Source organism: Xanthomonas sp. WHRI 10204 (assembly GCF_040202875.1).
Classification (GTDB): Bacteria; Pseudomonadota; Gammaproteobacteria; order Xanthomonadales; family Xanthomonadaceae; genus Xanthomonas.
In genome coordinates, this window is record NZ_JBEGDW010000001.1 from 1039479 (window position 1) to 1054910 (window position 15432).

Here is a 15432-nt window from a genome sequence, read left to right on the forward strand (position 1 = left end):
ATGCGAGGCCTGCACGCCCCGCGTTTCAATGCGTCCGCGCGAAGCCGTTGCGTCGATTACTCGGCCACCGCTTCCACGTCCTTGGGATGCGGCCGTGTGTCGGCCAGCTGCCAGAAGATCAGCGTCGACGTCAGCGTAATGCCGCCCACGCACAGGAAGGTGGCATGCAGTGCCGCAGTGGCGCCGTGCGTATCGCCCAGATGGGTGTTGAAGGCGGCCAGCAGGCTACCCGCGGCCGCCGCGCCGAAGCCGGTGGCCAGCATCATCACCATCGACAACAGGCTATTGCCCGGGCTGGCCTGATCGCGATCCAGGTCGCGCAAGGTGACGGTATTCATGACGGTAAATTGCAGCGAATTGACGCCGCCGAAGCAGGCCAGTTGCAGCAGCCGCAACCACAGCGGTTGGCCCACATCGATCAGTGCGAAGCTGGCCATCGCCAGCCCCACCAGCACGGTATTGATCATCAAGGTGTTGCGGTAGCCGAAGCGTCCGACCAGCTTTACCGCCGCGCGTTTTGCCGCCATGCCGGCCAGCGCCACCGGCACCATCATCAGCCCGGCATTCATCGGGCTCATCTCCAGGCCGACCTGCAGCAGCAGCGGAATCAAGAACGGCATCGAGCCACTGCCGACCCGCGCAAACAGGTTGCCCAGAATGCCGATGCGATAACTCGCCACCTTGAACAGCGCCAACGGGAACAGCGCGTTGCCGGTATTGCCGGCATGCAGCCAATAGCCGGCCAATGCAGCCAGCCCGCCGATCGCCAGCAACATCACAAACGCATGCCGCAGCCCGAGTTCGGAAATGCCATCCAGCGCCAGCGACAAAGCCACCATGCCGACCGCGAGCATCAGATAGCCGACCAGATCGAAGCGCCTGCGTGCATCGCCGTAGTGGTCCGGCATGATCTTCAGTGCGGCGATAAAGCCGATGACGCCGATCGGCAGGTTGATCAAAAACACCCAGTGCCAGGACGCCACTTCCACCAGCCAACCGCCCAGGGTCGGGCCGATCAGCGGGCCGATCAGCGCGGGAATGGCGATAAAACTCATGGCGCGCAGGAAGTCCTCGCGCGCCACCGTCTTGAGCACCGCCAGCCGGCCCACCGGCAACAACATCGCACCGCCGATGCCTTGCACGATGCGCGCGCCCACCAGCTGCGGCAGCTGCTGCGCTGCTGCGCACAGCAACGAGCCCAGCGTGAACACGATGATTGCGGCCAGAAAGGTGCGCCGTGTCCCGATGCGATCCGCGATCCAGCCCGATGCCGGGATGAACATCGCCACCGCCAGCGCGTAGCTGAAAACCACCGACTGCATCTGTAGCGGGCTCTCGTGCAGGCTGCGCGCCATCGACGGCAATGCCGTATTGACGATGGTCGCATCCAGCATCTGCATGAAGATCGCCAGCGATACCAGCCACAACAGTGGCTTGATGGTGGCGTAGCCACGCAGGATGGGGGCGGGCTGGGACATGGGGATCGCCATCGGAAGGACAGCGCATTCTCTCAGCGCCGTTGTGCAGAAAGTCGCAACGGTGTGCGCATCTGATCAGAACGTGCATGTCCTGCGGACTGCAGTGAAGGGTCGCCAGAGGTGTTGCCGGGCTGCTTGCAAGGGCGCGGTCGATTCCGATGCCCCAGTCTGCGCCGCGGCGAACGCCTTGCGACCCGGCGCTGCGTCACTGATCCCGATGCCTTGCATGGCGGACTGCATCGCAGTGTCTTGGCATCAGCATATCCGCTAACGTCGCCCGCTTGCTCGGCGCAATGCGGGCTCGTTTGCACGGGTGGTTGCTGGAGATCTTCGCAGCACGCCATCGCCATGCCGGCAACGAATGAGACGAGCCTCACCCAATGGACGATAGGGGCAGCCACATGCCACGAATGGTCGGGACAGACACTAAGCAGCGTGTTAATGCCCAATATGGCTTTGCAACAAGCGTCTGATTCGCTGGCGACTACTTGGTGCCTCCAACGGGTCCAGCCAACGCAAGCGAGGTTCATCCCACAGTGCGATGGATCGATCGAGCGGGACACGCGGGGAGCGTTGGATTGTCGCGAAAAGCCGAGTCGTTTCTTGGAGCGTTGCCGACGGTCTGGTCAGGGATGGCGCGACTTGGGTATGGCCGCCTTCTGAGCGCGCCAGTATCGAGTCGGACTATCAATGAAAAAGCAGGTCTTCGATGTATTGCGGCGCGCCTATCTTCCGGGCGATCCCCTGGCAACAATGCTCGGAAAGATCGCCGCGGAACTGGCGCAGAGCGAACTCTTGAACGATGCGACATGCGCGTTTTTCGGGGTGGAGGGCAGCGATGCGCCGGCTCCGGATCTGACGAATGGGCAGACGACGATCACCCATGATTTTCCTGTCCAGCATGCCCATCATGTTCTCGGCACACTGAGAGTGAAGCCGGCCCAGGGCGGTATGACCACGCAGGCGATGACGTTGTGCCAGCGAATCGCCACCTGTTGTGCGTATCTGATCAAGCGTGATGCCGCGCGGGCCTGGGCGGAAGATCGATTCGATCGGTCGTTGTTTTTGGCAGGCGTGTGCGAACAGGTCTGGATGGTCGATGCGTTTGTCGAGCGTGCCGCAGGCAGTCGCTTGCCGGCCATCGTGCGTGGTGGGTTCGGCACCGAGAAAGAGGAAGTGGCCGTCTTGCTGCATGCAACGGGGCCCTGGCGGGATGGGCCGTTCGTCGCGGTGGATTGCGACGATTCGGATGGCGACCCGTCGGCCTGGTTCGAGCGCGCGGCCGGCGGAACGCTGTACTTGCAAGGGGTGGATGAGCTCGACGCAGCGCTGCAGCGTCAGTTGTCGCGGTGTCTTCGGGGGCGGCACGGCCGCTGGTCCGCCTCGGGTGCCGATGTTTTCACCCGGGTGATCGCGTCCACCACTGCCGATCTGTCGCAGCGCGTGCGCGCGGGGCAATTCTCGCGTGCGCTGTTGTCGCAACTCGATGTGCTGTCGATCGAGCTTGCCGCGTTGTGTGAGCGGTTGCCGGACATCGCGTTTCATCTCGAGCGCGTGCTGGAGCGGCACGGCTTCGATTCCCGGCAGTGGGTGACTGACACGCTGATGGATGCCCTGACGCAGTATCCATGGCCCGAAAACCTGCTGGAACTGGAGCGGGTGGTGCTGCGCCTGGCGGTCATGACCGCAGGCAGGCCTATCCAGCTCGCCGATCTCCAGCAGCATGCGCCTCGCCTGGCCGCAAGCCTGCTGCAAGGGCAACAGCGTGTCGCGGGCTCAGTGCCATCGCAGCCGGACGATGATCCGCTCGCGCCCACGCTACCGGCAGCGCCTGTCGATTGGATCGACGGTCTTCCGCACCGTCCAGGTCAACGCCTCGCCACCTTGCATGACGCCCTGCGGCGAGCTCTGGTCTATCTCGGCGCGCATTACGCCGAGCCGCTGACCCTAGGCGATCTGGCGCGACAAGCGCACGTCAGCCAGTCGCATCTGGGCTTTCTGTTCCGCGAGGAGCTGGGCACCACGTTCAAGCCGCTGCTGCAGCAGCTCCGTATCGAGAAGGCCAAGGATCTGCTGCAGCGTGAGCAGAAACTGCGTGTGACCGAAGTGGCGCTGAAGGTCGGCTTCGGCGACTTGAGTCATTTCGAAAAGAGTTTTCGACGGCTGGTGGGTGTCAGTCCACGCGCGTTTCGCAACGCGCGTGGACAAGGAGATGTGTCTCCGGTTTAAGCCTGAGGCAATAGGGTTTTGATGGCATCGTGCTGTTTGGACAGCCGTTCACGCAGCACGAACTCTTCGACCAGCGCCGCAGCCGCCTTGCGCTGGCCGTCGATATCGAGCAGCGCTGCGTAAGCGCTGCCTTGACCGGCTGGGCCAGAGTGGAACGGCGCCTGCGCGTCCGTGGCAGTAGTGAGGGTCAAGAACGCCAGGACGGTTTTTTCGAACGGTGGCTGTTTGGCATTGACGAACACCACCAGTGTGCATTCGTAGCTGATGCCTCCCACGCGCGGCGTGTTGTGCGGTTGGGCCAGAACCTGGACGTCCTCGCCAAGCCACTGTCCTACGGCGTGCTCGAATGCAGCAATGTCCAGTGCCTGCAGCTGTTTGTAGCTGACCCGTGCGACCGCTGCCATGTCCACGCCGGAAAAGCGCAGCTGATCGACAGCCAGATAGGGGCTTTGTGCGAGGGTGCTCATCAACAGCAGATCGTCGCTGAAGGCGGCCGAGAGCAGGACCGGCGCGGTAAACGCATCCGACAGCAACGTGAGCAGGGTGCCGGTGCCATGGCGTGCGGCAAGAATGCGCGCGCGCGTGGCGTCGGTCGGCTGTCCATTGGCATAGTCCGGCGCCGCCTGCGTGGTGCGTGCGCGCACCGACGCCATCAACGCGTTGACCAGCGTGGGGGCATCGTCGCCTAACGCGCCTACGTGTCTGCCAGCCATCCCGGCGAGCACGCTTTGAAAATGCGGCAGCTGAGCGATGGATGCGTACCAGGCGTGAATTGCGGCGACGCGCTCGCGGCGCTTTGCTTCCTTGTGCGCACCGAGTGCCAACGGATCGCTGGCGATCTCGCACAACATCAGCAGATTCTCGCGCAGATGGTAGTCCAGATCCGGCAGCGGCAATTGCCAGCGTTCCTGTTGGCCAGCAGCGGTGGCGATGGTCAGGTGCCCATTGCCTATTTCCGACCAGATCGCGATTGCCTCGATCGTATCGCGGCGTGGCACGCTGACATCGATCAGTTCCATCAGGATGCCGCGTGGACTGGCCGGCTGCGAAACGATGTGGTCGGGGTAGCCTTCGATCAGCGTGGCGTGCCAGGTGTAGCCCAGTCGATAGAGAACAAAGGGCTTGATCCCATCATTCAGCACGATACCCGGTGGGGAGGGCATATCGCGCTCGCCGAGTGTGGCGATCTCCACACCGGTGTAGGCAGACAAGCCGGTGCGGTCGCGGTCGAAGACACGGCGAAAGGTTTGCGGCTCGTCGCACTTGAGCAAACACCCCACGTCGGTCGTATGCGGAGGCCATTGGGCGCGTGGAATGGGGTAGACCTGCTGTGCCAACGGCGACGCGTCAGACGCAAGCAGGCTTAGCTCGAACGCGATGAGCACGCCGGCCTTTTTCATTTCATCGACGACGATGTCTTCGATCTCTGCATGCAGCGCATCCTGCACGGAGCCGGGAAGCCAGGGGTCGATCGCTACCTGCGTGTCCCAGTCCGAGCTTCCCGAGTCGAACAGGTGCTGGTCGTGTCCCTGCAGCAGATCCATGCAGGCGGTGAACGCGTTGCCGCCCTTGATGTAGAAACGGGCCAGCGGTTGGTCGGCGCGCAGCATGAAACGGTCGCGTAACTCGATGCACAGACTCGCGATCCGATCCTGGATGGTGCCCAACGCTTGGATCACCGTCGAGCGCACGTTGGGATAGCGTGCCGCGTCGTTGATCCGCTTGGTCAGCTCGCCGCTGATCGCACGGCGCAGGTCTTCTTGTTCGGGAGATTCCTTCATGGCTTGGCCTTGTCTGCGAACCTGTGGAAAAGATCTGTGCTCACGGCGTGCTCGGATCCGCGACGGCCGAATGACTCAGGTCGATTTCCAGGTCATCGCAGGGCGTCCCGGGCAGCGACAGCACCGCGTCCTGCTCGAACTGCCAGAGCGCAGCGTGCGCATAGCCGCAGCCGGCCGGATCTGATGCCGTCAGCGTGCGAATGTCGCCGGCATAGGGATGCCCGCCGACGCTCGCGACACGCCAGGCCCAGATCTGCGGACTCGGCCCCGGCGCCAGATCGGCCACCAGATCCGCTGCCAGCGCATGCGAGCAATACAGCCCCGGCGCATAACCGGCGCCAGTGAGTGCGGCGATCCATGCGCGGATGTAGGCGATCGCAGCGGCGCCGGGGCGGCTGCCGTCCTCCCAGTCCAGGTAGACGGTGGCGCCAGTTGGAAATCCCTCGCTGGTGGCCAACGCGGCGGCCTGCGCGCCGTCGATGCCGCCCTGCTCGGCGGTCACAAAGTGCGCGCCTGGGCCAGTGGTCTGCTGGCCCAGATAGACCGGTGCCAATCCCCAGCCCTTGGCGACCAGCGTCGGCCGCCATCCCATCCAGCCGGTATCGGCATGGCTGGGCGCCGGTGCGAGGTAATAGGCGCACCAGGCAAGGCTGGTATTTGTCTTCAGCCAGGCCAGCGCGGGCAGGCCCGGAAAGCGGTCGGTGTCGAAGCCGGTGTGGAAGGTCATGGTGAAACTCCGCGTCGAGGGGAGGAAGCGTCGAGATCGGAATCAGGGGGATGTCTGCAGATACGTGGCCATTTGTCCGTACCAACCAATTGCCTGGCTTTCTCTTCGCGGCCAAGTGTCGTCACGAATGGTTGGATAGGGCGGGCCTGACTTGGGTGGATAAGCGAGTTTTGCGCTGACGTAAGCGCCTTCCTCGATGGTCTGTGGCGCCAACGGCTGGTGGACGCCGAGGTAGTGGGTCAGTTGCGATCGATCAATGCGTTGTACCGACGCGATCTCCCAATCGCACACCGCACTTGCGTTCGGTCGATTGGCGCCGACTCGCGACCTGATCGCCCGATTGATGACATCCACGATGCCATCGAGTGCAGCCGTGCTCTTGAAACGCACCAGCTGGAAAGCGTTCCCACCGGGATCCTTCAGTTCGATGTCGAGATCCCGCAAAAAGTCGGCGGGATTTTCAACAGCGAAGCCGGTTTCCTCGCTAAATTCGCGCCGCGCCGCCTGTTCGGGAGATTCCCCAGGATTGAGGCGGCCGCCAGGCAGTGCCCACTGGCCAGCCTGGTTCACGATTGCCAACGGTTTTTGCCGGGCCCATTCCCGCATGTCGCGTGCCAGCGTGTCGGCGTCCACGCATGCAGCGTTCCATTGCAGAGGATCGCTGCCGGCGCCTTTGATTTTCGATTCCAGCGATTCGCCTGTCTTTGTACGAGACGAGCTTGGTCCGAATTTCACCCTGAGCAAGTGGCCGGCGCCCTCCATGGCCTTGTCGGTGACTGCATCGCAACTTGGACTGTCGGTGCAGGCATTCTGGTATGCAAGACCGAGTGCCTGCGCTGCGCCGATGTAGGCTGCATCTTTCTCCCGCAGGCCGTTGGCGGCTAGCCACGCTCCTCGCAGGCAGTTTCGAGCACTGTCCCAGTCGACATCTGGAAAGGGTGGGCTGACACCGGCTGCATTCGCAGTGATTTTGCACAACAGCGCAACCGCTTCCACCGCCAACACCGGTGCGGACTGATCCCCCCACCAGTTGTTGAAACAGCGTTTGCGTGCGATCAGATAGGTGCCCGCTTCATCCCACAACGCGGCATAGACCTGCATGGACTCAGCCTCCGTTCGATGGCGATCCTGCGGCCGGCTGGGTTGCCGCCACTGTCGCCGCCATCGCCTGCTCGGCCTGCTGCTGCGCGGCGGCAACGGCAGCGGTTGCGGCTTCATCGGCCTGCTGCAATGCCTGACGGGATGCATAAACCGCCTGCTCGTTGTCGGTGACGGCGGCGGTTGCGGCCTGCATCGCCGCCTGTACGGCCCTGTCGCTGGCGGCTATTGCCTGTTCGACCTGAGCTTGTGCGGCCTGCAACGCGGCATCGATTGCCGATGGCTCAGGCGGTTGCGCAGTACTCGCGGTTGGCGCTGCAGTGGTCGTGGCTGCTGGGGTCGGAAGGGTGTCGTCGGACATGTCGGTGTCTCCTGAAGTGGAAGCGGGTTGGAGCGGGGCAACGGCATCGCTTCGCGGGTGCTGTATCGGTGCCGGCAGCGATGCAGTATCGGGCGGGCGCTGCGCTGCAGGTGTGCGCAGCATCTCGCCCAGTGCGTGTTCGGCCTGCGTCATGCCCTGGCGTGCGGCAGCCAGGGCCGCGGCGCGTCCTGCATGCACCGCGTTGCGGACTGCGTCGGCGGCGCTGATCGTCGGCGGGGCCTGGTCTGTTGCCGCGGGAAGCGACGTTGGTGCGTTCACTCCGGCTCCTCTGCATCCTGGGGCACGCTCGCCCCCGCACTCGCCGGTGCCGCCCCGAAATCACGGAGCGAGATAATGCCGTTGTTGACCTGCAGCAACGCAGCCAGGGTGTCGTTCTGCATCGCGAACACGCAGCTGTTGCCATCCTGGCCCAGCACGCCATGGCTGGGCCGGTTGGCCGCCAGGAATGCCTGTGCAGACTGCAGATAGAGGCGGATTGCATCGCTCGCTGCCTGGTTGTCGCCTTCGCCTTGGTAGCGGGTGTGTTGGACGATCTGCTGGGCGGCCAGCGATAACCGCGCAAAACCGATCTGGCGACCGCGCGCCAGCCATTCGGCAACGCTCATTGCGACCTCGTTGGGCGAGGGCAGCCCCTGCACTTGTGGGCAATCCAGGGCAGCGAACAGCAGCGGCAGCAGTGTCTGTAGTGCCGAAGCTGCCGCAAGCGCGCGCTCGTCCTCAGTGGCGAGCGTGGCGGTGCAGGCCAGATAGAAGCGGTAGTAATCGCAAAATTCCAGCGGTGTGCGCGCTTGCTCGATGGCGAATGCGGCGGCCTCCTGCTGCAGTGCAGGCGTCACGTTGGCTGGCGGCGCTTCGGCGGCCAGTTGGCGCAGTGCCAGGCTTTCCTGCAGGTCCAGCGACTGGAACACTCCGGCGCCCTCGACCTTCAACTGCGTCAGAAGACTACGGCCTGCGGCCAGGTCGCTTGCGGTAAACAAGGCGTTGTCGTGAAAAATGCGCTGCAGCTGCGCTTTGACCACCGACCCGGTATCGCCGGATTCTGCCTGTGCGAGCGTGCCCAGGTCGGCCGAACTCAAGGTCATCAGCTTGACCGGGCTGACCTTCAGCGCCAGCTGCGGGAGCAAGGTCAGGCGCGAGCCATGCAGACCTTGCTGCACCTCGTCGAGCAAGCTGGTCTCGTCGGGGAAGTCATAGCGCGCGCCGGGCGACTGGATCGCCCAGTCCAGCCATTGCGTGCCTCCATCAATAAACGCCATGGCCTGCCTGCCCAGTGACGACAACATCCTTGGCATCGAGATCAGGCGGCCTGCGACAGAAACGGACATTGCATGACTCCTTGTGGATTCAACCAGCGGGGAAATTCTTCAGTACCAGGCCTGCCGCCGAGCCGATCCTGGCGAAGTCGTCGGTGGCGCCCTGCATCAGTGCCTGCGCCTGGACGAGCGCGACAACATATTTGTCGTCGCCGGTAGCCAGGTACTGCGCCATCGCCACGCCGACCGCGGTAGTCGCGATGGTCGAGACATTGCGCAGCGCATCGGTGGCGTCCTGTACTGCGATGGCAGTCGATTGCGCCACCGATTGATAGGCTTTGCCGGCTCCGCTGGTCAGTACGACCTGCGGGCTCATGGTCGCAAGCTGCACCTGGTTGATGACGTCGATGACCTGCGCATTGACCTTTGTCGGTTCCATCTTGGTTCCCATGGAAGGATCGGCCGCCTTTCAATGAGGCCTGGTGATAGGGGGGTAACACGCCATGTCCGTAGACGGTCTACGACTGAGGAGGTGGCGCAGGTGCAGGTGCAGAGCTAGATGTAGATGCAGGTGCAACAGGAGCAATAGGTGCAGATGCACGAACAGCTGCGGGAGTGACAACAACTGCAGTTGTGGGTGCAGCAGCAGAAGCATCAGAAGTGGCAGCATGATCTGAGCCGGCGCCGGGGGCGGGAGGACTGGTGGGCAGAGGGGGCGGCACGCTTAGCGCATGCACTTGCATGAGGTCGGCGGTTGCGGTCGCCGCGTTTGCCGACGCACCCTGCGCCTGCGTTTTCAGCACATCGACAGCCACCTTGGCTTCTGCAGCGGCGGCGGCGATCAGCGCTGCCGGTGGAGGCGGCATCGGCGGCGGCCCAGGCAAGGGCGCGACTGTCGGTGCAGGGCCGGGTGGTGCGGGTGGCAACGGCGCTGGAACCGGGAACGGTGCCGAAATCATCTTGGCGCAGGCCGCGGTGATCGCTGCGGCATTGATCATGCCGGCGCCCTGCTGTCGGTTGACCGCGTTGTGCATCGCCATGCCCAGCGTCTCCAGCATCACGGCATCGAGCATGCCAAGCGCCTGCGCAGGTGCCTGACCGGTGGTCAGCGTCACGATGCTGCTGACGGCGTCGACGATCTGGCTGTTCACGGTACTGTCGTCGATCATGACGAAGTCGCTCCCTTCTGGATGATTAAGGCGAGAATCTGGGTGAGGGCGGCATCGGCAAGCACCTGTCCGCGTTGCTGGTTGGCGACGGCGTTTTCCATCGCCAGTGCGATCGAGTCCGCTAGCGCCAGATACGTCGCGCCCATTGCAAAAGCCGGGGCCTGCCCGATGGTCAGCGCCGCGCCCGTGGCGGCAGTGCCGACCAGGCTGGCCACGCTTGCGGCACGTGCGCTGGGCTGCATGACCGTGCGCTGGCGTTTGCGTGCTAGGCCAACAACGGCCTGCGCTGGGCAACGCTGACCGATGCCGCGAACAGGACGGTGGTCTGTGGCTCGTGTTTGCACGCGTACTGCAAGGCCACGCCGTTGTGTACGCGTTCGAGGAGTGCGAAATTGCCGTACGGCACGTCGATCACGCTGTCGGACTGCTGGCGGTACACCAAGGGCTCAACGCCGGGAATCACCGGCAGGATGCCGTCGAACTCGACGTTCATCACCGCTTTTTGGTGCGGCGCGAACGTCGCCACGATGGTGCGGCCTCTGATCAGTCTCACAACCACGTCCAGTGTGTTGGACGTGGGGACATGATGTAGTTGCAACATGATGCGTCCTTTCTCGATGCGTCCAGGGGGGGTAGGTCAGAGCGGCAAGGGCAGTGCAGACCGGGCGCCGCTCTTGCGGCAGCAGCGGCGCCCGGTTGCCGCTTACCGAAGCCCGGCGCTCAGGATTTCCCGGGTGGCGACGCCATCGGACGCGGTGTCGATCGCATACAGGGTGGACACACCCTGGGTCGTCGATGCCTGCATCGTCACGTAGGACTGCTGCTGGTTGTTGGTGGCGTTGTGGGCGGCGTTGGACAGCGCCTGGCTGGTGGCAACGAACAGATTGCCCATTGCGATCGCCGGCGCATCGCCGAGGACCTTGGTGTTGACCTGGGAAACCGAATCGGTGATCTGGCTGTTGACGGCAGTCGGAAAGGCCATGGTGATAGCTCCTTGAGGTAGTGAAAGAATGAAGACGTTGCGGCGTTAGCGGTTAGCCGAGCATCTTCTTGGTGGCGGCACCCGTGGCGCCGGTATCGAGCGAATACAACAGCGAAACGCCCATCGTGGTGGCTGCTTGTGCGGTGATGTACATCTGCTGTTGCGCGAGCGTTGCGTTGTGGGCTGCGTTTGCCAGCGCCTGCGCGGTGGCCTGGTACAGATTGCCCATGGCTGCGGCAGGGGAACTTCCCAGTACCTGCAGGTTGGCCTGGGTGACCGAGTCGGTAATCTGGTCGTTGACAGCGGTGGGAAATGCCATGCGCGGATGTCCTTGGCGTCAGCCTGGCGATTAAACGCTCAGGATCTGCTTGGTGGTCACACCGGTGGTGGCGGTGTCGATGGAGTACAGCATCGCCACACCCATCGTGGTGGCCGACTGCGCGGTGACATAGCTCTGTTGCTGCGCATTGGTCGCGTTATGGGCGGCATTGGCCAGCGCTTGCGCCGTTGCCTGATAGAGATTGCCCATGGCGATTGCGGGCGCGTCGCCCAGGACCTTGGTATTGACCTGGGTAACGGAATCGGTGATCTGGTTATTGACTGCGGTCGGAAATGCCATTTCGTGCTCCTTATGTGCCAGAGATCAATGCGATTAACTCAGCCCAGGCCCTTCACGCCGGTGCTCAGGATCTGCTTGGTCGCCATCCCGGTGGTGGCGGTATCGATGGAGTAGAGCGTGGCGACCCCCATCGTGGTGGCCGACTGCGCCGTGACGTAGCTTTGCTGCTGCGCGTTGGTCGCGTTGTGCGCGGCGTTTGCCAACGCTTGTGCGGTGGCCTGATACAGATTGCCCATGGCGATGGCCGGGGCATCGCCCAGCACCTTGGTGTTGGCTTGTGTGACGGAGTCGGTGATCTGGTCGTTGACGGCGGTTGGAAATGCCATGTGTCTCTCCTTGGAATGTGACGACGGTTGGAATGCTTGAAAAACGCGACGGTGTCGAGGTTTGCCAGGTCGTTGGCCTGTCGAGAGAATGTGCAGTTCCACCGCATCACCGTGTCGCCACAATAGAGCGCCATCGATCAAAGAAATTGGGGTTAACGATGGCAATACCGGGGTTAACGACGTGAATGCTGTTCTGCTTTAGCGTTGTATCCGACTTAATGCCGGTTTTATCGAATCTTGCAGCGCGTTCAGCGGTAAACCGCGATGCGGTTTGCACTAAATCCCTGTAGAACCGACGGGAGCGCTGCAGTTGGCAAACGCGGTGATCTTTGAATGTTTTTCCGCTTGATGGCTTTGCGTGTGCCAAGCGCCACAGGTTGTGCGCGCGATCGCGTTTCCGATGTGTGCCGGACGATCAGGTACATGTTGATCGATGGTTACGGTTGAGGCTGCTGACGAGCACTCTGCCTGATCACCACGCCATGATTTGGGTTGGGATATGGACGCATCTGTTGTAAGCGGTGCGAAGCCACTGACGCGCAGGGTGTGCGTCGGTAGGCGTTGCCAGGCGCAAGCGCATGAGCCCGTAATCGGCCCGATGTGCAGGAACGATTGCAGATAGCGGTCCGTCGGTGCGGTGCGCGCGCTATACGTGGACTCTGACCTGGGTGGCGCGGTCTTACGCGGTGCGCTGCGGCGCATTGATGACGTCAACGCAGATGGCGTGCGCGAGCACAGAGCGCTGCCATCAGTTGGCTGTAGGAGATGGACGGGAGCGCACTGCAGTAGGTGGCGATTGCTGCGCGTAGACATGCTTGTCTCGCGGTGCGCTTTGCGCTGCGTCGCGTTGATGACGTCAACGTAGACGGCGTGTGCGGGCACAGAGCGCTGCCACCAGTTGGTTGTAGGAGATGGACGGGAGCGCGCTGCAGTAGGTGGCGATTGCTGCGCGTAGCAAGCGTGTCTCGCGGTGCGCGGTGCGCTGCGCCGCGTTGATGACCTCAACGCAGATGGCGTGCGCGAGCACAGAGTGCTGCCGCCAGTTGGCTGTAGGAGATGGACGGGAGCGCGCTGCAGTAGGTGGCGATTGCTGCGCGTAGCAAGCGTGTCTCGCCGTCGGCGCAAAGAGCGGTGATCACGCTCTGTCTCAGTGTGTGGCTTGGTAAATCACGGGATTTTCGGCTTTTCTGTGCAGCAAGGTGCATGTGCTGGTAAGCGCCATCAGTCGCTGCGCTGACCAGATGCATACGCATAACCGAGCCATGATCGACAGCGAACATCGGCGCTGTCGATCACGCAATGCATCAGCGCTTGCTCAGGCTCTGCACCGCTTCCACCAGCACGCCGACGTGATCCGGATTCATGTCCGGCGACATGCCGTGACCGAGGTTAAACACGTGGCCCTCGCGCGAGCCGCCATTGCCTTGGGCGTAGCTGTCCAGGGTCTTGCCGACTTCGCTGCGGATCGCCTCGGGCGAGCCGTACAGCGTGGCCGGGTCCAGGTTGCCTTGCAGGGCGACGCGGCCGCCGGCGCGCTGAGCGGCGTCGGCCAGCGAGATGGTCCAGTCCACACCCACCGCTTCGGCACCGCTGGCGGCCAGGTCTGCCACGTAGGCGCCGTTGCCCTTGCCGAACAGCACCAGCGGAGTGCGCTCGGCGCCGTCGCCGCGTTCGAGTTCGCGCGCGATGCGGGTGAGGTAGGGCAGCGAAAATTCGCGGTACATCGCCGGCGACAGCACGCCACCCCAGGTGTCGAACACCTGCAGCGCCTGCGCACCGGCCGCACGTTGTGCAGACAGGTACGCAATCACCGCATCGGTCACCGTGCTGAGCAGGTGGTGCAGCACGTCCGGGGCATTGAAGGCCATCGCCTTGATACGCGCGTATTCCTTACTGCCGCCGCCTTCGATCATGTAGCAGGCCAGCGTCCACGGGCTGCCGGAAAAGCCGATCAGCGGCACCGCGCCATCCAGTTCGCGGCGGATCAGGCGCACCGCGTCCATCACGTAGCGCAGCTCGGTTTCCATGTCCGGCACACCCAGGCGATGGATGGCGGCGGCATCGCGCACCGGGTGACGGAACTTGGGGCCTTCGCCTTCGACGAAGTACAGCTCCAGGCCCATCGCATCGGGGATGGTCAGGATGTCGGAGAACAGGATCGCCGCGTCCAGCGGAAACCGCTGCAGTGGCTGTAAGGTCACTTCGCAGGCGATGTCCGGGTTTTTGGCCATGCCCAGGAAGCTGCCGGCGCGCGCGCGGGTGGCGCGGTATTCCGGTAAGTAGCGGCCGGCCTGGCGCATCAACCACACGGGGGTGCGGTCCACGGGCTGACGGTTGAGGGCGCGCAGCAGGCGATCGTTCTTGAGCATGGGAGATGTGTCCTCAGCGCGGCGCGTCGGCGCCGCCGGTGATGAGTTGGAAGCCGCGTTTGAGTTGGGTATCGCGGGCCTTTTCGAACGCCCGGTCGGCCTCGTCCTGCAGCAGGTACTGGTCGCGTCGCAGTTGCGTGCGTCCACCGATCTGGCCACTCTCGCGCAGCAGTTCCCAGCCACCGAACAGGTCCGGTTGCAGGGTCAGCTGGACGTAGCGGAGCGGCTCGTTGCCGCCGGAATCGTGTTGCAGGAGGATGCGCATGCGGCCGATTGTAGCCGGGCAGTGCTGAAGGCTGGGGGGCCGTGGGCGCGCCGTGCTGCTCCGCTTGCGAAGGTCCATCGCGGGCAGTGGGGCGGAAATGGGCGCCGTGGGTGCCTGGTGGCTGATGCGTTGTGCTGCGGTTGTCTGTGCGTAGGAGCGCCGCTGGGCGCGCTGGGGTTTTATCGAGAAGGCCCATCGCGCCCAAGGGCGCTCCTACAAGGCGACGGTATCCAAGCGCAGCAGTGGCGCGCTGTCACATGCGTCGGCCTCGTGGCCGGCGATCAGTTACGTGGTTGAAAAAGGCGTCAGGCCGGACGGTGCGCGGTTGATCGATGCATAGACTTTTCGTAGGAACGCCGCTGGAGTTTTATCGAGAAGGCCCATCGCGCGCAGGCACGCTCCTACGAAGGCAGCGGTATCCAAAACCAGCCGTGGCGCGCTGTAGGTGCGCGGGGCTCTGGTCGTAGGAGCGCACCTGGGCGCGACGGGGATTCATCGGTGAGGCCCATCGCGCCCAGGGGCGCTCCTACCAATGCAATGTCTTCGCGCTGTCAGATCAGTGGGCGTCGGGGCCGGCGTTCGACGGCGGTGTTGCGTGGCCGTCTAGCAGTCCGTGCTTGTCTTTGCTGGCAAACGTCGATCTCAACCCAGCCAACCCCAGCTTCAATTAGCCGACGCCACCCCAACCAGCCAACGCACCCTCAACCAGTCAACGCAACCTCAACCGGCCAAGGCCACCCCAACCAGCCAACGC

Annotated in this window: 17 protein-coding genes; 1 reads left to right on the top strand and 16 read right to left on the bottom strand. The window is 63.6% G+C overall.

Annotated elements, in window-relative coordinates:
- Nucleotides 1-56: 56 nt before the first annotated feature.
- A complete protein-coding gene (gene mdtD, locus ABQZ00_RS04425; RefSeq protein WP_323521350.1) occupies nucleotides 57-1478 on the bottom strand; it encodes a multidrug transporter subunit MdtD in 1422 nt (473 codons plus the stop codon).
- 714 nt (nucleotides 1479-2192) lie between these two features.
- Here mdtD and ABQZ00_RS04430 point away from each other — a divergent pair.
- On the top strand, nucleotides 2193-3707 hold the full coding sequence (locus ABQZ00_RS04430) for a helix-turn-helix domain-containing protein (protein WP_323537481.1): 1515 nt from the start codon (nucleotides 2193-2195) through the stop codon (nucleotides 3705-3707).
- On the opposite strand, the gene ABQZ00_RS04435 is transcribed toward ABQZ00_RS04430, so the two are convergent.
- The 15 genes from ABQZ00_RS04435 to ABQZ00_RS04505 all read right to left on the bottom strand — a co-directional run bounded on the left by ABQZ00_RS04435 (nucleotide 3704) and on the right by ABQZ00_RS04505 (nucleotide 14678).
- The gene (locus ABQZ00_RS04435) at nucleotides 3704-5488 is read right to left on the bottom strand and encodes a hypothetical protein (RefSeq protein ID WP_323537480.1); all 1785 of its coding nucleotides are present in this window, start codon (nucleotides 5486-5488) and stop codon (nucleotides 3704-3706) included. The two genes, ABQZ00_RS04430 and ABQZ00_RS04435, sit on opposite strands and share 4 nt — an antisense overlap.
- 40 nt (nucleotides 5489-5528) lie before the next feature.
- Nucleotides 5529-6215, bottom strand: a complete 687-nt coding sequence (locus ABQZ00_RS04440) for a glycoside hydrolase domain-containing protein (RefSeq protein ID WP_323537479.1) — start codon at nucleotides 6213-6215, stop codon at nucleotides 5529-5531.
- A gap of 42 nt (nucleotides 6216-6257) precedes the next feature.
- On the bottom strand, nucleotides 6258-7316 hold the full coding sequence (locus ABQZ00_RS04445) for an NUDIX domain-containing protein (RefSeq protein ID WP_323537478.1): 1059 nt from the start codon (nucleotides 7314-7316) through the stop codon (nucleotides 6258-6260).
- A gap of 4 nt (nucleotides 7317-7320) precedes the next feature.
- On the bottom strand, nucleotides 7321-7953 hold the full coding sequence (locus ABQZ00_RS04450; protein WP_323537477.1) for a hypothetical protein: 633 nt from the start codon (nucleotides 7951-7953) through the stop codon (nucleotides 7321-7323).
- A complete protein-coding gene (locus ABQZ00_RS04455) occupies nucleotides 7950-9020 on the bottom strand; it encodes a hypothetical protein (protein ID WP_323537476.1) in 1071 nt (356 codons plus the stop codon). The genes ABQZ00_RS04450 and ABQZ00_RS04455 overlap by 4 nt, the downstream gene beginning before the upstream one ends.
- A gap of 19 nt (nucleotides 9021-9039) precedes the next feature.
- Nucleotides 9040-9387 carry a hypothetical protein gene (locus tag ABQZ00_RS04460; RefSeq protein ID WP_055850379.1) on the bottom strand — a complete coding sequence of 116 codons (348 nt, stop codon included), beginning with the start codon at nucleotides 9385-9387 and terminating at the stop codon, nucleotides 9040-9042.
- 79 nt (nucleotides 9388-9466) lie between these two features.
- Nucleotides 9467-10117: a RebB family R body protein gene (locus ABQZ00_RS04465; RefSeq protein ID WP_323537475.1), complete on the bottom strand. Its 651-nt coding sequence runs from the start codon at nucleotides 10115-10117 to the stop codon at nucleotides 9467-9469.
- Nucleotides 10114-10332, bottom strand: coding sequence for a RebB family R body protein (locus ABQZ00_RS04470; RefSeq protein ID WP_228324248.1), 219 nt, complete (start codon nucleotides 10330-10332; stop codon nucleotides 10114-10116). Before ABQZ00_RS04470 ends, ABQZ00_RS04465 begins: the two co-directional genes overlap by 4 nt.
- Before the next feature lie 50 nt (nucleotides 10333-10382).
- Complete coding sequence (locus ABQZ00_RS04475; protein WP_236699242.1) at nucleotides 10383-10670, bottom strand: hypothetical protein; 288 nt, start codon at nucleotides 10668-10670, stop codon at nucleotides 10383-10385.
- 150 nt (nucleotides 10671-10820) lie between these two features.
- Complete coding sequence (locus ABQZ00_RS04480; protein WP_104614476.1) at nucleotides 10821-11099, bottom strand: RebB family R body protein; 279 nt, start codon at nucleotides 11097-11099, stop codon at nucleotides 10821-10823.
- 52 nt (nucleotides 11100-11151) lie between these two features.
- Nucleotides 11152-11418, bottom strand: a complete 267-nt coding sequence (locus tag ABQZ00_RS04485) for a RebB family R body protein (RefSeq protein ID WP_055849430.1) — start codon at nucleotides 11416-11418, stop codon at nucleotides 11152-11154.
- 30 nt (nucleotides 11419-11448) lie between these two features.
- Nucleotides 11449-11718, bottom strand: coding sequence for a RebB family R body protein (locus tag ABQZ00_RS04490; protein WP_055849433.1), 270 nt, complete (start codon nucleotides 11716-11718; stop codon nucleotides 11449-11451).
- A 38-nt stretch (nucleotides 11719-11756) separates the two neighbouring features.
- A complete protein-coding gene (locus tag ABQZ00_RS04495; RefSeq protein WP_055849437.1) occupies nucleotides 11757-12044 on the bottom strand; it encodes a RebB family R body protein in 288 nt (95 codons plus the stop codon).
- A gap of 1304 nt (nucleotides 12045-13348) precedes the next feature.
- Nucleotides 13349-14413, bottom strand: a complete 1065-nt coding sequence (hemE, locus tag ABQZ00_RS04500; protein ID WP_055849442.1) for a uroporphyrinogen decarboxylase — start codon at nucleotides 14411-14413, stop codon at nucleotides 13349-13351.
- Between the two features lie 13 nt (nucleotides 14414-14426).
- A complete protein-coding gene (locus ABQZ00_RS04505; protein WP_039414382.1) occupies nucleotides 14427-14678 on the bottom strand; it encodes a WGR domain-containing protein in 252 nt (83 codons plus the stop codon).
- Between the last annotated feature and the right edge of the window lie 754 nt (nucleotides 14679-15432).